At 40.8% G+C, this 25611-nt stretch carries 24 protein-coding genes; 12 read left to right on the top strand and 12 right to left on the bottom strand.

Going from position 1 to position 25611, the window contains the following annotated elements; all coding sequences use genetic code 11:
• Positions 1-40: 40 nt before the first annotated feature.
• On the bottom strand, positions 41-1186 hold the full coding sequence (locus tag ACFSQ3_RS08005) for a lipase family protein (RefSeq protein WP_380869019.1): 1146 nt from the start codon (positions 1184-1186) through the stop codon (positions 41-43).
• A 131-nt stretch (positions 1187-1317) separates the two neighbouring features.
• Between ACFSQ3_RS08005 and ACFSQ3_RS08000 the strand changes: the two genes are divergently transcribed.
• The 5 genes from ACFSQ3_RS08000 (at position 1318) to ACFSQ3_RS07980 (ending at position 4157) form a co-directional block, all read left to right on the top strand.
• Entirely contained in the window at positions 1318-1803 is a 486-nt protein-coding gene (locus tag ACFSQ3_RS08000) for a DUF4385 domain-containing protein (protein ID WP_380869018.1), read from the top strand.
• Complete coding sequence (locus ACFSQ3_RS07995; RefSeq protein WP_380869017.1) at positions 1754-1933, top strand: DUF2256 domain-containing protein; 180 nt, start codon at positions 1754-1756, stop codon at positions 1931-1933. The genes ACFSQ3_RS08000 and ACFSQ3_RS07995 overlap by 50 nt, the downstream gene beginning before the upstream one ends.
• Positions 1855-2142 (top strand): hypothetical protein, encoded by a 288-nt coding sequence (locus tag ACFSQ3_RS07990; RefSeq protein ID WP_380870039.1) that lies wholly within the window; start codon positions 1855-1857, stop codon positions 2140-2142. Before ACFSQ3_RS07995 ends, ACFSQ3_RS07990 begins: the two co-directional genes overlap by 79 nt.
• Before the next feature lie 593 nt (positions 2143-2735).
• On the top strand, positions 2736-2927 hold the full coding sequence (locus tag ACFSQ3_RS07985; protein ID WP_380869016.1) for a hypothetical protein: 192 nt from the start codon (positions 2736-2738) through the stop codon (positions 2925-2927).
• A gap of 48 nt (positions 2928-2975) precedes the next feature.
• On the top strand, positions 2976-4157 hold the full coding sequence (locus ACFSQ3_RS07980) for an MFS transporter (RefSeq protein WP_380869015.1): 1182 nt from the start codon (positions 2976-2978) through the stop codon (positions 4155-4157).
• Here the strand turns inward: ACFSQ3_RS07980 and ACFSQ3_RS07975 are convergent.
• From ACFSQ3_RS07975 to ACFSQ3_RS07960, 4 genes are all read right to left on the bottom strand, one after another.
• Entirely contained in the window at positions 4154-5497 is a 1344-nt protein-coding gene (locus ACFSQ3_RS07975) for a hypothetical protein (RefSeq protein ID WP_380869014.1), read from the bottom strand. The two genes, ACFSQ3_RS07980 and ACFSQ3_RS07975, sit on opposite strands and share 4 nt — an antisense overlap.
• Before the next feature lie 4 nt (positions 5498-5501).
• Entirely contained in the window at positions 5502-7505 is a 2004-nt protein-coding gene (locus tag ACFSQ3_RS07970; RefSeq protein WP_380869013.1) for a hypothetical protein, read from the bottom strand.
• 23 nt (positions 7506-7528) lie between these two features.
• On the bottom strand, positions 7529-8224 hold the full coding sequence (locus ACFSQ3_RS07965) for a hypothetical protein (protein ID WP_380869012.1): 696 nt from the start codon (positions 8222-8224) through the stop codon (positions 7529-7531).
• A 210-nt stretch (positions 8225-8434) separates the two neighbouring features.
• Positions 8435-9331 (bottom strand): PepSY-like domain-containing protein, encoded by an 897-nt coding sequence (locus ACFSQ3_RS07960; protein WP_380869011.1) that lies wholly within the window; start codon positions 9329-9331, stop codon positions 8435-8437.
• A 195-nt stretch (positions 9332-9526) separates the two neighbouring features.
• Between ACFSQ3_RS07960 and ACFSQ3_RS07955 the strand changes: the two genes are divergently transcribed.
• Positions 9527-10084: a GNAT family N-acetyltransferase gene (locus ACFSQ3_RS07955; protein ID WP_380869010.1), complete on the top strand. Its 558-nt coding sequence runs from the start codon at positions 9527-9529 to the stop codon at positions 10082-10084.
• 34 nt (positions 10085-10118) lie between these two features.
• On the top strand, positions 10119-11801 hold the full coding sequence (locus ACFSQ3_RS07950; protein ID WP_380869009.1) for a DUF4980 domain-containing protein: 1683 nt from the start codon (positions 10119-10121) through the stop codon (positions 11799-11801).
• Between the two features lie 371 nt (positions 11802-12172).
• Here ACFSQ3_RS07950 and rpmA read toward each other — a convergent pair whose 3' ends face one another.
• Positions 12173-12436: a 50S ribosomal protein L27 gene (gene rpmA, locus ACFSQ3_RS07945; RefSeq protein WP_380869008.1), complete on the bottom strand. Its 264-nt coding sequence runs from the start codon at positions 12434-12436 to the stop codon at positions 12173-12175.
• A gap of 74 nt (positions 12437-12510) precedes the next feature.
• The gene (rplU, locus tag ACFSQ3_RS07940; RefSeq protein WP_380869007.1) at positions 12511-12822 is read right to left on the bottom strand and encodes a 50S ribosomal protein L21; all 312 of its coding nucleotides are present in this window, start codon (positions 12820-12822) and stop codon (positions 12511-12513) included.
• A gap of 149 nt (positions 12823-12971) precedes the next feature.
• Between rplU and ACFSQ3_RS07935 the strand changes: the two genes are divergently transcribed.
• Positions 12972-15440 carry a DUF5686 and carboxypeptidase regulatory-like domain-containing protein gene (locus ACFSQ3_RS07935; protein ID WP_380869006.1) on the top strand — a complete coding sequence of 823 codons (2469 nt, stop codon included), beginning with the start codon at positions 12972-12974 and terminating at the stop codon, positions 15438-15440.
• A 36-nt stretch (positions 15441-15476) separates the two neighbouring features.
• Here the strand turns inward: ACFSQ3_RS07935 and ACFSQ3_RS07930 are convergent, their stop codons facing one another.
• The 3 genes from ACFSQ3_RS07930 to ACFSQ3_RS07920 all read right to left on the bottom strand — a co-directional run bounded on the left by ACFSQ3_RS07930 (position 15477) and on the right by ACFSQ3_RS07920 (position 17415).
• Positions 15477-15974, bottom strand: coding sequence for a hypothetical protein (locus ACFSQ3_RS07930; RefSeq protein ID WP_380869005.1), 498 nt, complete (start codon positions 15972-15974; stop codon positions 15477-15479).
• A gap of 116 nt (positions 15975-16090) precedes the next feature.
• A complete protein-coding gene (locus tag ACFSQ3_RS07925; protein ID WP_380869004.1) occupies positions 16091-16819 on the bottom strand; it encodes a DUF3307 domain-containing protein in 729 nt (242 codons plus the stop codon).
• Positions 16813-17415, bottom strand: coding sequence for a hypothetical protein (locus tag ACFSQ3_RS07920; RefSeq protein ID WP_380869003.1), 603 nt, complete (start codon positions 17413-17415; stop codon positions 16813-16815). The genes ACFSQ3_RS07925 and ACFSQ3_RS07920 overlap by 7 nt, the downstream gene beginning before the upstream one ends.
• A 451-nt stretch (positions 17416-17866) precedes the next feature.
• Here ACFSQ3_RS07920 and ACFSQ3_RS07915 point away from each other — a divergent pair, with 451 nt between their 5' ends.
• The gene (locus tag ACFSQ3_RS07915; RefSeq protein ID WP_380869002.1) at positions 17867-18742 is read left to right on the top strand and encodes a PPK2 family polyphosphate kinase; all 876 of its coding nucleotides are present in this window, start codon (positions 17867-17869) and stop codon (positions 18740-18742) included.
• Between the two features lie 70 nt (positions 18743-18812).
• Positions 18813-19196 carry a hypothetical protein gene (locus tag ACFSQ3_RS07910; protein WP_380869001.1) on the top strand — a complete coding sequence of 128 codons (384 nt, stop codon included), beginning with the start codon at positions 18813-18815 and terminating at the stop codon, positions 19194-19196.
• Here ACFSQ3_RS07910 and ACFSQ3_RS07905 read toward each other — a convergent pair.
• Positions 19191-19877, bottom strand: coding sequence for a carboxylesterase family protein (locus ACFSQ3_RS07905; protein WP_380869000.1), 687 nt, complete (start codon positions 19875-19877; stop codon positions 19191-19193). The two genes, ACFSQ3_RS07910 and ACFSQ3_RS07905, sit on opposite strands and share 6 nt — an antisense overlap.
• A gap of 107 nt (positions 19878-19984) precedes the next feature.
• On the opposite strand from ACFSQ3_RS07905, the gene ACFSQ3_RS07900 reads away from it, so the two are divergent.
• The gene (locus ACFSQ3_RS07900) at positions 19985-21223 is read left to right on the top strand and encodes a metallophosphoesterase family protein (RefSeq protein WP_380868999.1); all 1239 of its coding nucleotides are present in this window, start codon (positions 19985-19987) and stop codon (positions 21221-21223) included.
• A gap of 19 nt (positions 21224-21242) precedes the next feature.
• Positions 21243-24281, top strand: a complete 3039-nt coding sequence (locus ACFSQ3_RS07895) for an AAA family ATPase (protein WP_380868998.1) — start codon at positions 21243-21245, stop codon at positions 24279-24281.
• Positions 24282-24366: 85 nt separating this feature from the next.
• Here ACFSQ3_RS07895 and ACFSQ3_RS07890 read toward each other — a convergent pair whose 3' ends face one another.
• Positions 24367-25374, bottom strand: a complete 1008-nt coding sequence (locus tag ACFSQ3_RS07890) for a S41 family peptidase (RefSeq protein WP_380868997.1) — start codon at positions 25372-25374, stop codon at positions 24367-24369.
• Between the last annotated feature and the right edge of the window lie 237 nt (positions 25375-25611).

Here is a 25611-nt window from a genome sequence, read left to right as displayed (position 1 = left end):
AGCTTGTTTAAAACATATGGAACAGCATCAAGAAAAGACACTAACGTTTTACAAATGGCGCAAACTCATCCAAACCATGAAAATACTCACGTAGCAAAAAGCGATAGCTATCGATACCATGATGAAAATATTTGGATGCGTCCTTGTAAAAACCTAAATACGAATCATTTGCGGAGAGTATTATTGGAACACCAGGCCGTACAAAATAAGTCGTTTTAACGGTTTGCGGCAACACGAGTTCCGGTAAGTGGTTCTTTATAAATCGTCCTACATATTTACCTAAATATTTTTGGTAAGCTTCTGATGATTTCCTCGCTCGTTTATCCATCACGTTAAAAGATCGCTTTAAGATCGTACGCTTGAAAAAAGGTAAGCCATTCATCCTTTCATAAAGATCGATCATGGGGTTCGGCTCATTCATATCAATTTCCAACTGCTGTGTGGTAAGCGGAATTTCTGGAACAGCGTCCGCTGTGTTTACAAGACTAAAACTCCATTGAGCAAGATGGGCGTTGTCGTAATCATAGGCAAAATACATATTGCCCACTTTTGGGGAAGCACTGGCATAGGTCTTTATCGTTGTATTTTGCCAAATACCTTGCTTTCGCTTTTGCATTAACCACGCACTAAAGTAATAACACAAGGCGCCGCCTTGCGAGTGTCCCCCCACTAGAAATTGACGGTAGCCATTATGGTATAATGTTGAAATTCTTTCCTCCAAATGATCCGCCAAGTAGGCAAAACCAATCAGAAATCCAGCATGTACGGCCGCTCGCTCATCAGAAGCTAATTGATAATTAAATTCTCTGCCTTCGTTCAGCTGAATACGTCCATTCGCAGGCAACATCGCGCAATAGAAATCGGCCAACAATGATGACGGATTGCGGGTAGTACCGCGTAACATGATGACTACGGTAGAATCCGCGCGCAACCAAATATCCGCACGGTTATCCAAACCCACGCTAGGCGTTCGGTAGTACATTTGATATCCAGCAACCATGTTTTCAAAACGACTATCCAGATTAGTATCTAAAAATGATTTATTCAACTTCAGTACCTCCTCGCATTCTACAGCATCAAAATTCGGCGATAAATTTTGTCGCTGAGCGGATGAGAATGAAACCAATGCTAGAAGAAAAAAACTTAAAATGAGTATTCGTATATGAGATAAATAGTTGTATTTCATTGCTAAAAGATGTTGACGTATTGTCATACAAGATACCTAATTGCTTGCATAATGCATAATAAAGCCTTCCCGTGTGAATCGACTTTTGGGTTCGGAAGCAAACTTCCATCACATCAATTTGTTTGATCGATGTGGCTCATACAAAACCTACATATTTAAACTTCGACGAAAAGAACTATGCATGGAAACCTGACATTGATTATCGAGTTGAACCCCTCACTTATCGCGTCGGGAAAGGTGAACAAGGCGTATTAATTTGTGAACCTTACAAAACAGAAATTGGCCAATATTGGCGATTTAAAACAAAAGAAATTGCAGATAAAAGCAGCAAAAAAATCTATGCGCTCTTTATGAAATATGTAAAAGACGATGATTTCGTGGGAGCGGATATGGCTCGAAAGTATTTACAAATGGGGTACACGCGTGCGCGACGATACGCGAACTACAAAGGTGGAAAAAAATATGATGCAAACAATAATTATGCAATATTGGAAAAAGGTACAGGAGATCTAGAGAAAGCAGCTTCCGCTGATATTTTTTACAAATATTGGAAGTTAGCTGAAGCGAATGAACTATACGCCAAACGCAAAAAGGATTGGAAAAATGAAAGGGGTTAAAAAGGAAAATCTACCGCACAAGCTTTGTGTTACTTGTGGTAGACCTTTTACTTGGAGAAAGAAATGGGAGAAAGTTTGGCAAGAAGTCAAATACTGTTCAGAGAAGTGCAAAAGACAGAAAACGAAATAATGACCAATCTTCAGACAATCGAAACGGCATACCTTATCATTTTTTTCGTGAAGACAGCCAAAAAATTATGGCCTAGTACAAATTATATGTGCGGTGCGACGCCTGAGGAAGTGAGATCCGCCAGACATCAAAATGAAAATGACATAAACAGGCTTGGTGGACTTATCGGCAAACCCGCCGATTATGTGCGTTTTGCAAGTGACAAGTAAACGACTTGAAATGTTTAAGTTGTACAAAGAATCCTGCTAGTGGTCACAAAAAGACCTGCCATGGCGGAAAACAGGTAATATCCATACACATGAAAATATGAAAACAGGTTTTGCAAATTATCTAGCTACGACAAACATAAAACACCACGAAGTCGGGATTGAATTCAACAGAAATGTCGATTAACACGAACTAATCTCATATAAAGAGATAATCCACTAATTCAATAACTAAGTTGATAATAAAGTATGTTAATTTCATATATAAAGGTTATTTATGTAAAAATACGTCCGGAGAAAATCAATAGCAAGTGAATCGAATCTTTTAACAAATTTTTCACACACATCTGAAAACTTAATGTAATACCTGATCAAAAATTGAAAGCCTTATAGGGTAATTACCAAAGAACTATTAAGCAACATTTGATTTCTTGGGAAGATGAATGCTAAAACACAATCCATTTTAAGCTATATCGGCACATTCTGGTTGCTTGCTTCTTTTGTAATCTACAGGCTCCGTTGGATTTTCGCAGCTGGTATTATTGATGATGGGAATAACCGACACAGCGATTGAAAAGCGTTAGCCGCTTCCGCAAATGGTATCTACTTATCTTTTTGGCAACGTGGAGTTTGAAGGCAAATCATACGACATTCACTATCAATGGGAACACCGAAACCTTTCCCGATGGTTCGATCGTCTTGATGATTACTGGCAATTTGATCATGCTCCTTGGCAACTAGAAATTGACTCGAACTTTTACATACTGCCGGAAGCGAAGGTTTGGTAGGAAGCAAAGGATTTTTCCCTACATTTGTGACCAAATTTTTTCTTCACCATGCCGACATCCACCTGCGACGTTACGTCCGACGCTCCCCTTTCCGAAAGACGTAGAATACGAATCGCTGTTGCAGCTTTTTATTTCTGTCAGGGATTGGCTTTTGCTTCCTGGGCAAGCCGAATCCCAACAATAAAACAAGCTTTAGAGCTATCCGAAGGCGAGCTAGGAACTATCCTACTTATGCTTCCGATCGGACAGTTGCTAACCATGCCTATTTCCGGAAATTTGGTTTCTAAATTCGGTAGCCATCGGCTATTGCCAATTGTCGGTATGCTCTATGTTGCCAATTTATTTTCCATTGCTTTAGCACCCAATGCTTGGTGGCTTGGAGCAGCATTACTTCTTTTCGGAATTATTGGCAACATGTGCAACATTGCCGTAAACACGCAGGGCGTGTTAGCAGAAGGTATTTACCAAAGATCAATTATGTCCTCTTTTCATGGCACGTGGAGCATCGCGGGATTCACAGGCGCGTTGATTGGCTTAATTTGTATGACCTTTAATATAGGCATTGAGGTTCATTTCTTAATTGTGACAGCGATTGTTTGGACATTAAATTTGGCCAACCGAAAATACTTGGCTCCGCCAGCGGAGAATGCGCCGAAGAAAAGTGGATTTGCCTTTAAACCGGATGGAATGTTGATTTCTCTAGGTATTGTTGGCTTTTGTAGCATGGCTACAGAGGGTGCAATGTTCGATTGGTCGGGCGTCTATTTCGATGAGGTGGTTCATGCTCCGAAGAGTTTGATAGTCTTAGGCTATGCTTCCTTTATGATCATGATGGCTACGGCACGATTCATTGGTGATAAGGTGCTCACGCGATTCGGCCGTCGGCGAATGTTGCAATATAGCGGTATTTTGATGTTTCTAGGTTTAGCGATTGCAGTTAGTTTTCCAACGTTAATGGCCAGCACGGCGGGGTTTATGTTGGTTGGTTTTGGTGTCGCATGCAACGTTCCGACGATCTATTCCGTGGCAGGAAAGCACCCAACCATTCCTTCAGGAATGGCACTTGCCATGGTTTCTAGCTTAAGCTATTTGGGTTTCTTGATCGGACCTCCGCTTATCGGTTATTTAGCCGAATTGTCTAGCTTGCGTATTTCTTACGGCGTATTTTCGCTATTCGGATTATTGCTCTTTGCGATGTGCAGTATGCTATCGGTTTTCAAGAAAGCTTAGTTGTTCTTGCTGGATAGCTGATCCGCCAATTGTTTTATTGGATGAAGATTTTGGTTTGCGGTGAGCATTTCTCCGGAAATACGAATGGTATGCGCTTTTGTGCTTTCCCCCGTAATATCTACGCTCCTATAAATTTGTAACCACGTAGGAATAGGCAAATGTTGTTGTTCCGACAAGTTGGGTTCGCGGTACTTTAACACAAAATGCGCATCATTCTCAACGAACGGCCGAGGTGTTTTTAAGGAAGTTGGTGATGTGCTCAGTTCCAATAGTTGACCGTTCTGTCCGCGATTAAATTTGTAGAACATCTTTTCCGGCAGGTAGGTTAATAAATGTGGCGAAGCCATCAACGATAATGTAAGGTTTGGAACAGCTTCCTCGCGCAATTCTTGCTTTTCTACCATTTCGAAATTATCGTCGTAATCATACGTTACGACGGTGTCAGATTGCATAACTGTTCCGGCTTTCCATTGCATTTCAAAATAATTCCCAATATAGGGCGAAACTTCGCTCCACGTAATATCCTGACTGGGCAACCATTCCGGATGTTGTGCCAACCAATTACGAATATCGGCATGTAAAGCAACCGAAAGAATAGCTTCGTTATCTAACGCAGGAGCGTTCGTTTTTTCTGGGAATTGCCACGAATCGTTAGACCAGACACCTTCAAGAGAAGCTTTTCCCACTTTTAGTGAGATACTCCAATGATTTGCTGTATGCGGTTGCCAATAGGTAATTTGTCCGCGATCATTCGAAGGAATGCTATCTAGAAAATCCGATATCGGCACCATATTTTCCGTCTTATCTAATAATTCGAAGATGAGGGACGGATTGCTGTTGTCCTTCTTCGATGACCAAGCTAACACAGCATGCTCTGCATTTCCGGCGAACACTAGTTTCTGATCCTCGTTGGTTGCGGACCAATTATTTCCTTCGTCGTTCCATGTAAGCTGCATTCGATCCGTTAGCAATGCTTTTAATCGGGTAAGATCATCTATCTTTAGAAAACACAAGTAACTGGATGGCGCTTGTGGGATTTGAAAAAAATAGAATTTCGCAGGTAGATCTACTCCCAAATTCCACGGTCGCAAATCCTCGAAGCGATCATCTTTTGCGCTATCCTTTTTACCAGCAAAATAAGACGTCGGATTAGCAATTGCATTTCCTAAAAGCTGACGGAAAATTTCATCGGCTTTTACTTCTAGAATCGCTTCTGCTGTCTGAGGGATCAGCTGTTGATTAGCGCGATGGTTTCGGTAAAGAAAAAGGAGTACGACTAATAATGCGATAAAGCCTAAAACTAGGCTGACCCATCCAAAAATACGTACTCCTTTTCTCATTGTATTAATATTTAGCTTCTGTACTCAATCTGTTAACCAATTCGAAAATGAATAACAAAGCGTTATCTTTTTCACTCGGGAAATCTACCGCGATTTCGGCGTCTACTTTATTCTTACGAATACCGGAAGAGCGGAAATAGAAATCGCCGTACTGCCCTAACTCCTCCACTGTAGACTTCATTTTTCTATCAATCGGGATGTTCATTTCATCAAACAACTCAGGTGCTCTTTTTGTGTTAAACAATACCGAAAACGCATCGTTTCTTACCATATTGACATACGGTTTATGTGGGCTTGGCATTGGTTTATTTGCTTTGATGTCTTGTAGTTTCGACAAATTGCTTCCTACGTAAACGACTCCATCCTTAGTCAAAAAATATAATTGCAGTCCCGAGCGGTAACCTTTTTCCAATGCATAAATACCGCCGAGATCCTCCACTTTTGATTCTTGCACACCGATTTGAATCATCTTATCAAAGATGCGCATATCTTCTGAGGAGAACATCCAGATAAAATCGGGAATTTGCTCTGTCTTTTCTTTTTCTACCTCTTTATAATTGTAATCATCATCGTATTCATAATCCGTGTATGTCACCTTCGTAGGCGTTACACCGTACATTACCATTAAATTATCGCCTTTAAACACTTTGGCAATCGCTTTTTCATCCAACAACACATCGAAAAATACTGCAGCTACATCGACAAATTTATCGTAACGCCCTGCCATCGGTCCGTAATAGCGTTGCATCATGGCTGGCATGTGTTTGATGTAATCTTCTGTATCCATAGCGAATGACATAAATCCCAATAGATCTTGCTGAAGATGTGGTAAAAACTTTTTGTTCATCTTCTTCGCGTAGATATCACGGAAATAACGACTCATTTCGCGATCTAGCTCTGCGTTGCCTTTGAATAATAATCGATTACCTTCAACCACTAATTGCCCGCTAATAGCATCCACACCATAATCGAAATTAGGTGTTTTCGAATAACCAACCATGCTGTAGAAAATATCAGCAGGTAGGAATGCCTGATAGAATGAACCAAAATTACGAAGCTGCACATCGGCAATTACATTGTCGCTCATTTTAGCTAATTTGTATTTCGAACGATAGGATTTCACTTTACCTGAAAGCATATCCCGCATGTGGTTTTCTAGCCAGCCGGAAACAATAATGCTAACCAACGAATCACGCTCATTAATGTAGTTACGATAATTCAGGTAATAATCGTCTGCGTATTGATCTTGTTCCAATACAGAATCGACAGCATCATAATCGCCATCCCAAACGATCGGAGGAGCTGGCACGGGTGCTGGTACAGCAACAACCATTGCGCTATCAACTACTTCATAATCCACCGTATCCGTTTCTTCCCAATAGTCATCGACCACAGCGGTGTCCGCATAAGCCCAATCGTCGCCCCAATATGCGGTATCCACCATCGCCGCCGCATCATCCGAGTAATCGTACGTCGGATACGCTTCTTCCATCATTTCAGGCAAATTAAAGCGCACGCGTACATCTTCTCGAGCAAAATATGGCGTGTGCGGCAACGCACCTAGGATGTAGACATTCCTATCATCGAAACTCAATCGAATGGTTTTGTCATGATTGTATACCGTTTTTAAACCTTGAACGATTTGAATTTTCTTTTTGCTGCTTACCAACGCTTCAAATTGCTGCGCATTCGCCAAGGGCAATAAACCGCCTAGGTATTGCACGCTGTCTGTCACTTCCACATACATATATGCTTTCGAATTGACGTCAATTCCGGCATCTTGGATGCTGGTCATTTTGCTATTTGCTTTCTCTTCCAACGCTTTGAACATGCCTAAACGTTCGAAAAGTCCATTCACATCATTGATGTCTAAATGTTGGAAAATCGCTTTGGTGTTTAACGTAACGAATACATTAGCGTGTTCGGGAACCCGATCTACCAAATCTTGCGCGCGTGAGTATTGACTGCCAAAGAAAAAAGCAAGCGACGCGGCAATGAAATATTTCATTTTCATATGATAAAAATAACTTATTAGTTGCTGAGTTGAATTTTATTGGAGAGATTGACTTTGCCTTCCATAACCTGCAGTGCCGAAACCTTGAGCATGGTAGCTTTTTTATTGGAAGAAATTTTTGCTTGATTATTTGACACCGATTTTACCGGCTTTTCAAATCGATATATGGCCGAATAAAAGGCATCTGAAAAGCTCTTTTTACTTTCTGCGCTAAGCTGGTCCAGTTTCTTCTTGGCTTCTGCATTGTAGGCCGATTTACGCTCAAAAGTCCCGGTTTTCGCATCGTATGCATAACTCGAATATCCATTAACGTTGGCCTTAAAATGTTTAGATAGCGTAGTCGTAAAAGCATTCAGCGCACTTACCGAAGTGAAATCGCAAGACAGTGTCGCAATGTAATTGTCGAAATCTAAAGTCTCTTTGACATTAGAAATACCGGGTGTTTTTCGAAGCAACACAACCACCTCTCCCATTTCTCTCCGGATATCGGCTTCCTTTGGAATTTTAACACCGTCGACTTTGTCGAGCTTCATCAACGAAGCTACCTTGGTTCTGCTTTTACTTAGATTTGCTGTTGCTTTGATGCTTCCGCTACCATTCCCTTTCAGCGTAACATCTTCCACAATATCGAAACAGCTGCTTAGAAAAGCGCAAGCGACTAAAGCGGCTACAAATCGAAGCATATATAAGTTCATTTGACAGATCGTATTCATAGTGTAATTATTCCTTGTAGTAGAAATTTTATTACGAATATAATGAATTAACTGTCTATCTACGCGCTATATCGATGATGTAGATACTTTGACTACGTATTTAGCAATAATTTTATAGCTTTTTGTTGGAATTAAAAGTAAAAACGGAGGATCGACTAAATCAATCCTCCGCATTATATTTATTTGTTCAGGTCGGCAATAGCGCCTAGTTTAATTGTCCTCGCGGATAAAATTTCCGTTTGCGTCGAATTCCAATTCTACGTCTTGACGAGTGATGCGGTTTACTAATTCCAAGCTATATCGACCATTGCTTTCGATTTCTACTTCTGTCAAAACAAATCCGCGGTAGTTTTGCGCGATATATTGAGCAACATTTTGAGGAAGGATGCTCATTGGCAAATCTTGATTGCGTTTGCTTTCCATTTCCACCCAGTTACCCTCTTGGTTAAATTCAATTTTAACTCCGTTGTCTAGATAAACATCGTAGGAAACCACACGGTTATCTGTTTCCTTTTTAACGGTAATAGCAGTAGCACCTTCGAAATTAGCTGCGATAAAGTTGCGACTGTTTTCCGGCAGTTCTTCGTATGCTATACGAACTTCATCGTCGTCATTTTCATCCAAATCAATACCAATAAAGTTTTGCTCTTGATCGAATACTAAATCAACGCCGTTATTTAGCTCAACTGTGTAGCCGCTCCTTTCGCGCTCTAATTCTACCACAAAATTATCTCGATAATTAGCGTTCAAATAAGCAAAAATGGTTGGCAGTTCACCATCCAAAAATTGATCCGGAATAGCTATGTCCTTTTCGCTTTCTATCTCTGTCCACAAACCTTGTTCGTTGAAATCGATTTCGAATCCATTGCTTAACAGTGCGCTGTAAATTGACCCGTAGATATTAGCGGTATTGGATTTTTTGGCTGTAGTAATAGTTGCACCCGAAAAATAAGTCTCGACGGTAGCAGTTGATGCTCTAGGTAATGATGATGCTTCAATTGTCATTTGATTAGAATCGCCTAAGTCAATATCATCGCTACAGCTAGACATGATGAATGCAGCAAACACAGCCGCTAATGTTCCGAAAATTGTTTTGTTGATGTTCATATTGTTTTTATTCGTGATAATTTTTAAAACAAAATCGGTTTAGCAATATCTAGGCCAAAACAATAATAAACTGGAAGCCAAAGCAATGCCTTTAACATAAATTATTTAATAGCAAGAATTATGCGTCGAAATGATAAAGTATTATCGAAAATGAACGATCTTAAGAACAAATGTCACCGTTAACTAACAAGCCTAATGAGTAAATCTGTAGAAACTAAAAGATTAATCCTTCGAGAAATAACCTACGAAGATACTGAAGGACTTTTTGAACTAGATTCCGATGCGGAGGTGCATCGCTATCTGGGCAAAACGCCATTGAGCGATATGCAGCAGGTCAAGCAGATCATTGATTTCATTCGCCAACAATACATTGATTACAACATTGGTCGTTGCGCAATCATCGATAAAAATTCCAATGAATTTATTGGTTGGTGCGGTTTAAAATATATTACTGAACCAACAAACGGACATATAAATTATTATGATTTAGGTTATCGGTTGATTCCTCGATTTTGGGGAAAAGGTTACGCAAGCGAGGCGGCAAAGGCAACGCTAGAATATGGTTTTCGAGAAATGAAGCTTACGGAGATATTTGCTATTGCAGATTGCAGAAATAAAAAATCGGATCGTGTATTAAAGAAATTAGGGTTTGAAATAACGTCTAAATTTGTCGTAGAATCCATGGACCATCATTGGTATCAATTAAACAATGATCGTTATTTAGATAATTTTGATACAAATTTGATAGGTTAATTCGCTGAATATTGCCAGTTTTGATTATAATTACATGAACGGAATAATAAGCATCGTACCAAGAATGAACTTTAGTTTCAACACTTTTTTAAGCACTATTGCTTTGACATCTTGCGCGCTTTTCGCGCAAGCAGGCGATATAAAAATCAAAATCACTAAACAATATCTGAACTTTCCAATTTCTCACAAAGTCGATCGGAAAGTAATGAAGATGGCGGTAAATGGTCAAGAAGAACGAAAGTTCAACATTCGCTTGGCAGATGGCGAACCGGAATATTGGGTTTTCTCAGATGTTTCAGAATTTAAAGGCAAAACAATAACGCTAAGTTATGACGGGGACGAAAGCTCGTTGAAACAAATCTATCAAGATGATAAAATAGCTGGACAGGATTCAATCTATCAAGAATTCAATCGTCCGCAATTTCATTTTACTACGCGCCGAGGCTGGGTAAACGACCCGAACGGACTGATATTCTACGAAGGCGAATATCATTTGTTCTATCAACATAATCCATACGAACGCGAGTGGGAAAATATGTCATGGGGGCATGCGGTAAGTAAAGATCTAATTCATTGGGAGGAGTTGCCCGTAGCATTGCATCCAGATGAGATAGGAACGATGTTTTCGGGCTCTGCAGTAATTGATTACAATAACACATCCGGTTGGGGGAAACCGGACAAACCGGCAATGGTGGCTTCTTACACCGCCGAGACAGGAGAACGACAAGTACAATGCATGGCTTACAGCCTAGATAACGGTCGCACATGGACAAAGTATGCTAACAACCCGGTGATTGACAGCAAAGAGAAATGGAATAGCCGCGATACACGAGATCCTAAAATCATTTGGCACGAACCTACCAAACATTGGGTGATGGTATTGAATGAACGCGATGGGCAATCAATATATACCTCCACGGATTTGAAAGATTGGAAATACGAAAGCCACACAACCGGATTTTGGGAATGTCCTGAATTATTCGAATTAGCCGTTGATGGCGATGAAAACAACAAAAAATGGGTCATGTATGGTGCCTCCAACACCTATATGATTGGTTCGTTTGACGGCAAGAAATTTACGCCGGAAAGCGGAAAGCATCAACTAGGCACGGGAACGATCTATGCTGCGCAAACATTTTCTAATATTCCGGAAAGTGACGGCCGTCGCATTCAAATTGGATGGGGACGTGTTGCACACCCTGGAATGCCATTCAATGGCATGTTCCTACTGCCTACCGAACTGACTTTAAAGAAGACCAACAACGGCGTTCGACTTTATAGCGAGCCGGTTGCTGAGGTGGAAAAACTGTTTACGTCAGTAAAGAAATGGACGAAGCTAAAATCGGACGACGCGAACAAAGAGCTTAAACCTTTCGACGATGCCAAACAATTACGCATTCGCACGACGTTCACTTTATCTCATGCCACCGATGCCGGACTCAATTTGTTTGGACAACGTATTGTACGCTACGACATGAACCATAATACGATTAACGGTGTTTTCTATTCCCCAGAAGATATGACCAGCATGTCGCTTACCGCAGATATCTACATCGACAACACATCCATTGAGGTATTCATTGATGGGGGTCGCTACTCCTACTCTATGGAGCGCAAACCCGACAAAAATAACAAAGAAGGCTTCCATTTTTTTGGAAACAATATTGATGTCGATTCCCTCGAAGTATTCGAAGCAAAATCCATCTGGAAAAAATAACTCCTAAACTGCCGATCCCAAAAAGATCGGCAGTTTTTATTTTAAGTCAATCTCAAAAACATTACTGACACAGTTTTAGATGCATTGTTTTCTGATCTTAAAATTGAGTTTTCGTACATCCGCTTTCGATAACCTCTTTTCGTTTATGATGGAAAATTAACCCATCCAATGCGCCAGCGATAAGGTGGCACTTTACGATCTATCAAAATGAAAACGCCTACCTCCTTCAGCTTCGATTCGCTGACAGTTGGAAACAGCGCAACTACTATCCATCATCCCTTAACTACTATAAACTAAAATCAAACTTCCACAAAACAAAAAAGCCTTCGAACATATTGTTCGAAGGCTTTTTCTTGCGATAAACCGCTTAATTAGTTCTGCTCAGCAGGAACTACAGAAACGTATGATTTATCATTAGCTTTTTTACGGAAAACTACAGTTCCGTCTACCAATGCATACAAAGTATGATCTTTACCGATACCTACGTTTGCATCAGGGTTGTGTTTAGTACCACGTTGACGAACGATGATGTTACCAGCGATAGCTGTTTGACCACCGAAAATTTTGATACCTAATCTCTTACTGTGTGACTCACGACCGTTCTTGGAACTACCCGCACCTTTTTTGTGTGCCATTTTCTTATCTTAATTTATGACTTGACGTCAGATTAAACATTCAATTATTATCAAAGCTTCTTCAGCCTTGTTACTTACAAACTAATTCCAGTGATTTGGATTTTAGTGAATTGTTGACGGTGACCGTTTTTCTTTTTGTAGCCTTTACGACGTTTTTTCTTGAAAACGATTACTTTATCACCTTTCAAATGAGACAAAATCGTAGCTGAAACTTTAGCACCTGAGATACTTGGTGTACCTACAGTGAATTTACCACCGTCTTCTGCTAACAATATGTTGTCAAATTCAATACTAGCGCCTTCATCTCCCTGCAAACGGTGCACGAAAAGATATTGGTCTTTTGCAACCTTGAATTGCTGTCCTGCTATATTTACTATTGCGTACATTGTTATTTAATTAATTTGTTAATTGTTTAATGATCGGCAAAGATAAAAATTCCTTCAAATAAAAACAAACTATTTATTCTTCTCATCGAATAGCCTGCAATTGATATTTTTCCTATTTTAGTGAAACTGATTCAACCCATTAACCAAACATGAAGTACCTTTTGCTGCTAATCGCCGCTTTTCCCCTATTTATTAACGCGCAAATACGCGGAATTATTACAGATGAAACCGGATTACCCGTTGCAGGCGCCAGTATCACGATTGCTGATAGCTACCTCGGAAGTTCAACAAACAACGCAGGTGAATACGAAATCAAACTTACTAAGGCTGGAGATTATATATTACAGGTCCATAAAATAGGTTATCAAACCGCATCGAAAAAGATCAACTACGAAAGCAAAACGTTAACGACCAACCTGCAATTACAACCGATACAACAGGTAATCGAAACCGTCACGATACGGAACACAACAAATTCCGCCGACCGCATCATGCGAGAAGCTATTAAGCATCGCAAAAAAAATGGACAAAAATACGACCGGTATAAAGTTGATTTTTACTCAAAAGGTGTCATCAAAATGGTGGATCTACCGAAGAAGATATTTGGGAAAGAGGTCGATGAAGATGTGATAGACGATTTACAATTGGATTCTACGCGTTCGGGCATTGTCTATCTATCCGAAACCATGTCCGAAGTTGCTCTTGATCGTCCGAACAAATTTACGGAAACCGTGAAGGCATCAAAAGTCGGTGGCGACGACCAAGGTTATAGTTTTAATTCGGCAATGGGAACCAACTTTGATTTTTATGCTAATCAAGTTACGGTATTAAATCATATCATCTCGCCACTGGCGGATCAGGCATTCAATTATTATCGTTTTAAGCTATTGCGATCATTCGAAGATGGCGATGATCTTATCCACGAAATCCAAGTAATACCGCGTCGTATCGCGGAGCCAGTAGCCTCTGGTTCCCTTTACATCATCGATCAGGGATGGCAAATTTACGCGGTGAATGTTGCGATAAAAGGCTCAAGCATTAACGAGCCAGTGATTGATAGCATCCTTATCCAACAGCAATATGTTTATCACCCAACGGATGCAATCTGGGCGAAACAAACCCAAAATATCCAATTCAAGTTGGGTATATTCAACTTAAAAATGGCGGGACAATTCGACCATGTTTTTAGCAATTACCAATTTGTATCTTCTTTCGAAAGGGGAACTTTTGGTAAAACGTTGATTAAGGTCGAAGAACAATCGAATAAGTTGTCGGATGATTTTTGGTCGCAAAACCGCCCGTTGGTTTTGAAGGAGGACGAATCCACCAATTACATCCGTCGCGACAGCATTCAACAAGTTCGTAGGTCGCCGGCTTATCTGGATTCTATTGATCGAAAATCAAACACATTCACGGCCAATAAAATGCTTTTCGGCTACAGCCATTACAATCGCGAAAAGAAACGCACCATCGGTTATGGGTTGTTAGATCAAGTAGATAAAATACGTTATAATGCCGTACAAGGATTCGTGCCAACCTTGAATCTGTTTGCAAGACAAAGGCGTGCCAAAGGGTTTGGAGGAACCTATTTCAACAGCGATATATCCTATGGTTTTGCCGATCAAAAATTACGTTTCGATGGCTCTCTAACCCATGTATTGAATAATAAAGCTCGAGCTGCGCTGACATTGCGTGGCGGATCAAATGTTCAACAATTTAATTCATCCGAGCCCATTGCTCCCTTTGTGAACACCGTTGCTTCTTTATTTTTTAAAGAAAATTTCATCAAGCTTTACCAACGCGACCACATTGAATTCGCTTATGAACAAGTTTTGGCTCCGGAATTATCCATATTCGCAACGCTACAATATAATCGACGTTCGCCTTTGTTCATAAACACACATTATTCCTTTAGAGATAAAGACAAACTGTTCGAATCTAATGATCCACTTCAGCCTGAAAACTACAATAGCGCGCCTTTCGAGCGACACCATATTGCGAAATGGCGAGTAGGATCCGTTATCAATCCTGGTCGCCGTGTTATAGATCGTCCAGATGGTTACCAATATATCAGCCGACCTTACATGCCAACGATTCGCGTTCAATTGGAGCAAGGATTCGCTTCGGATCACGATTATTTCTTCGCCTCCGCGAACGTTCGTGAGGATGTATCTTGGCAAAACAAAGGTACATTGCAATTATTCGCTCGCGGTGGAGTATTTTTCGACGCTGATAATATGTCTTTTATCGACTTTAAACATTTCAATGGAAACCAAACGCACATTGGTTCATCAAAAGAATACATGGATCGCTTTATGATCTTGCCCTATTACACCAATAGCACCAACCAACGTTATATAGAAACGCATGCGGAACACCATTTCGAAGGCTTTTTACTGAATAAAATTCCATTATTGAACCGTTTAGGTTTTACCGAAGTGATTGGCCACCATCATTTTAGCATACCTAACAAACCGTCTTATCAGGAATTTACGGTAGGATTAGATAAAATTGGTTGGGGTAAATTTCGGGTATTCCGCATAGATTATGTGCGTGCTATCCAAGCTGGAGATCACCAAAATGGTTGGGTAATCGGCATGAAGTTTTTGAACTTCTAATAAGAAAACTGAGCTTCAAAGGAATCCAGAAACGTTCTAGCGTCGCAAAAGCGCTAGTTCGTTTTCGGTGTACATTTTCGCTCCATCCAAGTAATCATAGATCAATTGCTTCGTTTGTTTGTCCGTCATCTTATGCAGGTTGTTCATTACGTATTCTTTATCCTGCTCTACCTCGCTGTGGTAACCTAAATATTTCGGAGAATAATATTGAATACACAAACGAATAAATCGCAATTCGACGTTCTGTGGATTATCTTCGATCACCTCTTCCAGCATACTTTTCGCATCCTTAAAATAACTCATTTTTTTGAATGGATTGGATGTATGCTTAGCCATAAACATGTGAAAAGCTGCCTTGTAGCCTTTTTCGACAGGACTTTTAGCCCCTTTTTGCAACTGCTCGTGATATTTCTCGCAAAGCTCTTTATTCTTTACGCCTTTGTTGAAGTTTTGGCGAATGCCCGATAAGTCTACCTTTTGTGCGTAACATAAACACACTTGCAACAGCAGGATAATGGAGATCGATATGCGCATAATCTTAGTTTATTTTTGACACTTACATGAAGAAATATACAAAAAACAGACCAAGTAATTTATAAGCAATGTGTTAATTATCGATTCTACGCATAATAACAGGTGTGATTGTCACATTACGACACCCAAGTCAACGCCAATTTCAGCATCACACCTATCCCTAAAGCGAGCGCATAACTAAGAAAGGTTCCAACCAAAATATATTCGGTAAACTTGGTGTTTTTAGCATTTGTTAGATCACCAAAGCGGAAGATGGATTTAGCGCCAATCAGAAAACCAATCCCCGAAAGGAAATCCATCTGAATAAAAACTACTACCATGATGCGTTCGAGTATCCCGATCACCAAACCTGCATCCAGTAAAGTTTCTTCCTTCTTTCCAGTAAAAGCATGCTCTGTATCCCATTTAGCGAAAAATGTACGCATCATTATAGGGGTAACAAACAGAAGAACCAACAAAGTCAGCAAGTAGAGCAAATTTACGGGTGTCCATAGGGATATATGCTGAAAATAATTCGGGAAGTAATAAAACATAACCAAAAAAATCATAGCAAGGTGCAATGCTTGATCTATGATAAACGTTTGAAAAGGCCGAGATTTCCACTTACGCTCATACAATATCTTAAAACTATCTATTGCGAGATGCGTAGCTAGTACAAATACGATTCCCGGCCACCATGTCGTCAATGATTGGCAAAAAACAAGCGATAAAGCCAGTCCATGAATACCGACATGCAAAAGAAGGTAAAGGATATTTTGCTTTCGCTTAGCAACTAGAGTTTTCGTTTGGAATACGAAATCTCCCAAAACATGCGCAACCAAAAATTGAAGGAAGATGATTAGCATTTTGATTGAAGTTGACGTGTACAATAATGAATACTTTCGATAATCTTAGCGTAACCGGCCTTACTTAACTCAGTACTTATCTGGCTTTGATGTTTCCGATTCAGGAGTTCCGCCAATTGCTTCTGGCTCATGCTCGGGTTTCGCCATGCAGCAAGAAAAGATTCCGCCATATTCGGCGTCCATCTTCCCATCAATTCTACACACAATCCGAAGATCAAGTTAACTTGCTCGTTGACATCAGACCATGGCGTTTCCATCCGAAACAATTCCTTTTTAAGTTGATCGAAAGCTTTTCCAGATCGAATAAATGCTTCGCCAGTTGATTCCTGCACGTGCTTTTCCATGCGATCAACAGTTCCGACGCCAACACCGACGCGCACACCAATATTTCCTGCCGCCAATAATTCCGCCATCAACACCATACAGCATTCTACAGCACTTGCCACAGGCAGCTCCGCCTGAAAACTATCTCCGCGATATATATCGAAACGGGTAGCATACTGCTCCAATACACGCCGCAAAGCCTTTCCCCAAACGACGGAATCTACTTCTCGCGAACCAACAATATCTCCTGTTAATATAGCTTTTAATCTCATTTTATGGAATATCAATCACATTCAAATATGTAATATTTGACCATAAGTTTTATGGTTATCCAAATTAAAACATTTTATCACTAAATTCAATGATAAACAAAATATCATCAAATTCAATGATAATGTAAATTATCACTAAATTCAATGATAATACGAAATATCAGCAAATTCGATGATTGTGATTCTGCATATCTAAATTTCGCCGCCGTTGCGAACCCAAAAAACACGGGTAAAGCAATCTCACAACTTTACGAATTAACCTCGTCGATTATTAGCTTAAAGATCACTCCTCCGATCCTCCTTACGATGACGATGTGATTTACAGTTTAACATCATGAACCTTATCAACCTTATAACAACCTCTTCCCTCCAACAACTTTCCAAACCAATACCATCGTAAACTGTTGTCACTAAATACACAAAAATCGAACAACGCATAAACCAAAATTCTATGACAGCATATTCTGAACAATTTCAAGCAGGAAAAAAATTTAGGATCGAGGAATCTCTGACAGCACTCGAAACACCATTAAGCAAGAAAGAAGCGAAAGAAAACTTAAAGGATGTGCGCAAAAAGTTGGCGAAATTACAGGATGTAATGTATGCGCATGCAAAATACAGCGTATTGCTTTGTATACAAGGCATGGATACGGCCGGAAAAGATTCACTCGTACGCCGAGTATTTGAAAAGTTTAACGCGCGCGGCGTGGTGGTGCACAGTTTTAAAGTGCCAACGAGCAAAGAATATCAGCATGATTATTTATGGAGACACTACATCGCTTTGCCAGAGCGTGGTAAGTTCAGCGTATTTAACAGAACGCATTATGAAAATGTGTTAGTGAATCGAGTGCATCCGAACAACTTGGAAAACGAACATCTACCAAACGTTTCGGACACGGACAATCTCCCAAAGGATTTTTGGGAAAAACGGTTTGAACAAATCAATAACTTTGAAAAACACCTGACGGAAAATGGCACAATCATCTTTAAATACTTCCTCAACATAAGCAAAAAAGAGCAGAAGAATCGTATCCTACGCCGTTTGAACAATGAAGACAAAAACTGGAAGTTCTCGCCTTCGGATTTGTCCGAACGCAAAAAATGGGACGAATATATGGTGTACTACGAAGATGCTATTCGACATACGAATACCAAAGAAGCTCCTTGGTACATCGTTCCGGCTGATGATAAATGGAATGCGCGTTACATTGTAGCCAAAATTTTGCTGGAAGTTTTGCAGCAACATAAGGATATACAATATCCAGAACTAGCGCCAGAAATTGCAGAAAACATTAAGTCGTATCGAAAAGCTTTGGAAAACGAATAATCAGACTTATCGAAATATGTCATTCGCTTATTTTATTTTACTATATTTACGATAACGTAAACCTAGTATTATGCAGACAAAAACAGAGTTCCTGATCTGGGACAAGATTGTATGCAGCGCAAAGAAGAGATTTGACAACACGCGATATGTCAAGAAGTTGGGAAACATAGATCCTGAAATCTATGACAAATTGGTGCTTCACATCATATTGGGCTTTGCCTGCGGCGAAGATCACGAAAGCATTGCGACCAACCTGCACAACGAATTGGAGCATATTGGCATCGATATTCGAGAAGATGTGATCGATAAAGTGCTAGCAGACAAACATGAAGCTTGCAGTGGCGAGATATATGCCGCTTACATTGCTTTTACGATGTTGGAGAATGGCGACAATATACATGAGGTACTTGGCTGTGTAACGGATCTTTTAGAAAATCCGTCCGAAGCATCATAATTGCCGCGTGTATCCAAACATCCAATCATAAATCGCATCCTGATGGAAAATATTTTCCACGCTCCCATGCGTGCCGCCCGGAACCACGGTTAGCGTGGCATCCGCACGGGGATTGCAGTTTTTTATGGCCTTGAAAATCTTCTGCGATTCAGAAAGCGGAACAATGCGATCGTTATTGCCATGATGTATCCAAAGCGGCACTTTCGTTAATCCGCACGCCAAGCCCAGCGTTCCGCCACCGCAAATAGCCACCGCCGCCGCAATGCGATCCGGATACTTGCCGGCAACATCCATCGTTCCATATCCACCCATGCTCATGCCGCAAACGTAAATGCGCGAGCGATCCGCCTGATGCGCATCCGCCACCTCATCTACCATATCCATCACCTTATCTGGATTCCAGCCGTTCGATGTCTGCGGTGCTACGACAATGGCATCAATTTGCTTTCCCTTTTCTATTGCACGAATCACGCCATAGCGCTTCACCCGATTGATATCCGATCCGGAAAGACTGCGCCCATGCAAGAAAACCAAAATAGGAAGCGATTGCTTTTTTTCCTCCAAATGATCGGGAACATGAACCCAATAGGAATAGCCACTTTTCTTGCGCACAGCCTGCAACTGAGCTTGCGTAACCGATGTTACCATCGTGCAAAGCAACAACAAATAGATAAATCGCATAATAGGTGATCGTTATGGAAAAATAACGAAGCCGAATATAGGAAAAATAGCGCGACAAAAATAAAATCCTTAATTTTAACTCTTCACATGGATAGCGAAAATACACTATGCGCATACTACATACAGCAGATTGGCACTTGGGCAAACGATTGGATTTCTTCTCCCGTATACAAGAACAACAGGATGTATTGAATGAAATTTGCGAGGTAGCAGATCGCGAAGCCGTAGATGCTGTGGTAGTTGCCGGGGATTTATTTGACACTTTCAATCCTCCGGTAGAAGCAATTGAATTATTATATCTTACGCTAAAACGTCTGACCAATCATGGACGCCGTCCCGTGATTGCGATAGCAGGAAATCACGATTCTGCGGATAGAATCGATGCGCCTGATCCTTTAGCCCGCGCATGTGGCATATTATTCGTTGGATATCCGGATGCACAATTGAGCACCTCTGCAACTACGGATGGATTTAGAATTCTTCGTGCAGACAAAGGATTTGTAGAGTTATTATTACCGAAATTTCCCTATCCGCTACGCGTATTGACCACACCATATGCCAACGAAATTCGCTTAAAGCAATATCTAGGAAACGACGACGATCGGGACAACAGGCTCAACGAAACATTGGCTTCGCATTGGCAATCCTTGGCCGACAACTATTGCGATGATGAAGGCGTGAATATATTGGTGACGCATTTATACATGATGAAACGCGGTGGCGAAGTGTTAGAAGAACCTGAAGGTGAAAAACCATTGAAAATCGGCAACGCAGAACTGATTTACACCGATACTATTCCTCCTCAAATTCAATATACCGCACTTGGGCATTTGCATCGCCATCATCAGCTCGGAACTTCCGACGCTCCGGTGGTGTATTCCGGAAGTCCGCTGGCCTATTCTTTCTCCGAAGCAGGGCAAGAGAAAAAAGTGATTTTGGTAGATATTGAACCTGCCACTCCCCCGTCCTATCAAACGCACACGCTGCACGGCGGTCGCTTGTTGATGAGAAAGCGATTCGAGGAAGTGCAATCGGCCGTGGATTGGCTAGAAGCAAATCCTAATACCTTGGTGGAATTGACGATGGTAAGCGACAGCTTTATGAGCACCGAATCCTTGAAACGTTTGCGCGAAGCGCATGATGGAATTATTCATATCATCCCAGTCGTTCGTCACCTGCAACAATCCAGCTCGTCCAACAAAACAATGGCCGATTTGGAAAAAGATGTTGAATCCCTGTTTGTTGATTATTTCCAAAGCAGGTATCAGCAACAACCGAACGAGGAACTTTTAGCCATATTCCGTGAGATTAATGCGGAAATGGACGAAAATCCACGTCAATCCTAACCCCAAAAAGATTCCGAACATGTTACCATTATATTTGAGCGTAGAAGGCTTTTATTCTTACCAAGAGAAGCAAGAAATAGATTTCACCGCATTGACTGAAGCGGGACTTTTTGGAATTTTCGGCGCCGTAGGTTCCGGAAAATCGTCCATTTTGGAAGCCATCAGCTTAGCCTTGTACGGCGATACGGAACGACTAAATAAGACGGATCGCCGGGGTTACAACATGCTAAACCTCAAATCTTCGCAAGCGAAAATTGTTTTCGACCTGCTCAACTTTGAAGGCAAAAAACACCGTTTCGTTGCACAATGGAAAAGACGTGCATCCAAATTCGAAGACACCAGCACGATAGAAAGAAGCGCTTATCGTTGGGAAGCCGAACAGTGGATTCCTTTGGAATCAGCCGACGGTTCATTGGTAACAAATTTATCCTACGCAAACTTCCGACGCACGATCATCATTCCGCAAGGACAATTTAAAGAGTTTCTAGAGCTGAAAGGAAAAGAGCGATCCGAAATGATGAAGGAAATTTTTCAGCTCAATCGCTATGACCTCGGACCAAAAGTTTCTGCCTTACAACAAGTCAACAATCAAAAACTCGAAAATCTTCGCGGTGCGCTATCTGGCTACGAAAGCATTTCACCAGAAATATTAGCCGAAAAAGAAGCGAACATTACCGCAGAGCGTGAACTTTTGACAAACGCCAAAAAAGAGCTGGATTTGCTGCAAACGCAGGTGCAATTGCTGAAAGAAGCTTCCGAACGGCATCGCGAACTCGCGAATAAGCAATCGGTTCTACAAGAATTGATCGAACAAAAAGATCGCGTTAATTACATTCGAAAAGAATTACAACTATTTGAGAAAACCGTTCAGCTATTCCGGGATCCGTTGCACAGTCTGCAACGCATGGAGAAAGAGAAAGATGGCATCGGACTTCGCGTGGAAGAACTGCAAAGTCATCGCAAATCGCTTTCGGAGGAAATTGATACCGTTCAGGAAAAATTCGAACGTGTCGATCATGATTTTCGTCAAATAGAAACTTGGAGAAAAGAACATGCTGACTTTCATCTTTTGGCACTGATCCGTAAACACAAAGCGTTGCAACAGACTGCACAAATCAACCTGAAGAAAGGCGAACCTTATGTGGAGCAATCGAAAAAAGAATTAGAAAAAACACAACTCAAATTACGTCAAGACGAAGAAAAGCTGGAAACGCTGAAAGAAGAGAAGTTTGATGCTTCCGCATTGATGGAAATTGAAACCTGGTACGTCAGCAAAGACAATATTCAGAAACAGATGGATCAACTTGCTCAGGAAAAGAAAGATGTAGCGCTATCAATCGAAACGATGGAAAAGCAGTTTTCCGAAAGTGGTTATCACCCAAATGATTTCGAAGAAAAAATCAAACAACAAGATACCTTACTACAGGAACAATTGCGCGTTCTCTCCGAGCAAGAAACGCAATGGCAAGTGCAAATTAAGTTAGGTGACTTTGCGCATGCTTTGCGCGATGGCGAACCTTGTCCACTTTGTGGCGCGGCAGAACATCCGCATCCGATGTCCAGCGATCATGCACACGAGGAATTAAATACTTTGTTCGCGCTACGAAAGGAGCTTCAGCAAGACATATTAGCTTTGCAAGAAAAAGCGAAAGCTTTGCGACAATCCGCGAACGCTATTACCAATAAAAAAGATCAAATCTCGCGTTTAGAACAAAACGAAAATCTTTTAAACGAACAACTGCACGTGCACATCAAGGATTTCGTTTGGGAGCAATATTCGCCCGAAGACAAAAGCCTTTTTGGCGAACAGAAATTACGCAATAAGCAAACCGAAGATGCCATTCGCGCATTGGAAGCCGAGTTAAAGAACGGCCGTGAAGAAATCATCCGACAAACGGACACCGTAGCGAAGTACGAAAAGCGGATGCAATCGATTATGGAAGAGATTTCTTTAGCGAATAACTTAATTACACAATATCGCAATCAACTTCAAACTGTGGAGGAAGATCAATATCTACAGCATGATGAAGTAGCTCTAACACAACTTAAGCAGGAGCATGAACGTAAAATAGCGCAAACGACCGAAGATCATCAATCTTTAACAACATTGCTTCATCAGAAGAAAACAATCATGGCGGATATTGCCGGGAAATATCAAACATTGAAAGAGCAATTCAGCTTGCTTCGAGAATCCTTAAAAACATATCGCGCGGAAATTGCACAACTGCTGGCGGAAAATGGATACAGCGATTTGGCTGAGGTCAATCAAATCATTCAAAAAGATTTACCAGTCGATAAAATTCGTACGGAAATTCACGAATTTGATGTGCAGCTGGAGGTACTACAGCGCAGCGTGGCCGATTTGATCGAACGCACAACGAATGACAATTACAGCGCAGAAATTTTCGAAGAGCAACAGGCAAAATTGACGGGTATTCATCACGCGTACGAAGCACAATTGGCACAATTCGGCGGTCTTGAAAAGGAATTGACGCACCTGACATTGGAATATGCGAAGAAAGAAAAGTTGCACGAACAACACGATGAACTTACCAAACGCGCAGAGCAATTGAAGGTGATGGACAACCTTTTCCGCGGCAACGGTTTCGTGAATTATATCTCCACTATTCACATGGAGCGCTTATGTGAAATCGCTAACCAACGTTTCCATCGCCTTACCAAAAATCAACTCAGCTTAAGCGTCAGCGAAGGCAACGATTTCGACGTCATTGACAATCTCAACGATGGCCGACGCAGATCAGTAAAAACGCTATCCGGCGGACAGAGTTTTCAGGCTTCACTGTGCTTGGCATTAGCGCTTGCGGAAAATATACAGTCGCTAAACAAGGCAGACAAAAACTTTTTCTTTATCGATGAAGGTTTCGGCACGCAAGACCACGAAAGCATCAATACCGTTTTCGATACGCTACAATATTTGCATCAGGAAAACCGCGTTGTAGGTATTATCTCGCACGTCGAAGAGTTAAAGGAACGCATGCCAAGAGCGATCACCATTACAAAGGATTTTGATAGAGGAAGCTTGGTGGGCATGGTTTAGGGAGGCCTAGTATAAGGTGAACTTTGTTGCGGCTCACTTTATAAGTATAGTTCTCCGATTCTTCGTGAAAAAATAGTAGTGCTTACTACTTCTTCAACAATTTCAACGCTTGAACAATCTTCTTATCGTCTTGCAAGTTTTCTAAATTATCGCCGAGTAAAACTTCGAAATTTGGCTCGATACGGTCTTTGTACACGTTTAAGTTTCTATCCACCACAAAGTCCGTTGATAGATTAATGCCGGCGGATTCATTTATTTCAAAACCCTGTACAGCCGTCGTGTAGCCTGCGGTAGGCTCACCTACGATGTAGGTGTCCTTGCATCCAATCAACGATATTGCCGTCATTTCCCCTGCACTTGCTGTATAACAACTTGTTAAAATGACGATAGAAATATCTTTATTTAACGGCAAAGCTAGGCTAGTCGCTCTAACCAACTCAATACCATCGATCAACATTTTACCATCTTTGACCGCCCATTCGCCAGTGGATTCATTTTTAGCATTTCTGAAGCCGCCAAATACGATATCTTCTCCAATAAATTCTTTCAACCCGAGTAATATCGGATACATATTTCCTCCGGTATTTAATCTCAAATCCAAAATCCATGCTTTGATCTTTTCAGAGTTCACTTTATTGACATGTGAGGCAATATCGTTGGCAATACTGTCGACTTTCTTGAACGCAAAATCATTATTCCCCGGAATTCTGAGATACCCAACGCTTTCATCAACGACACTACTCACGACCGATTTTTCATGGGACAACTTCTCTTTCAGATAAGCATTCCTGAATGATGGAACTTTCTGCCAGCCGTAGCTTTTGCCGTGATACGCCAAGTTTCCGTGGTGATCTTTTAGCAGTTCAAAAACTCGTACATACATCGGAGCAACGCTATCTAATAATTGAAAATTTTGCGATTTATAGTATAGCTCCTGCCTTATGTATGGTATATTTTCTGTGTGAATCGAATTTGATTGGATAAGTTCGATCGACTTATCAATAAAGATTTTGATGCTGTCATTCTTAAGTTTCTGGGAAAATGCCGGATTAAGAAAAATTAGCGAGGAGATCAGCAGGAAGTATTTATTCATTAGTAGGTCGATTAACAATTTAATTTACGCTATTGATTAGTTGTGGTTTACCATTTTCTATCAAAATGCATTTTGAATTGGTCAATTATTTGGTAGCCTTAGTTCTCTTTTCAACATTTACTGATGATACGAAGTTTTTGTTTCATTAAGTACTTAGCAAAGTATTTATTTACATTTTCCGCATTTTATTTATCTTCTCCCTTCCAAAATTCAACGTATTCCCAATGATATTTAAGC

This window comes from Sphingobacterium corticis, from assembly GCF_042684745.1.
GTDB lineage: Bacteria > Bacteroidota > Bacteroidia > Sphingobacteriales > Sphingobacteriaceae > Sphingobacterium > Sphingobacterium corticis.
Note: the sequence above shows the minus strand (reverse complement) of the source record. Positions and strands in the feature narration are given on the sequence as shown.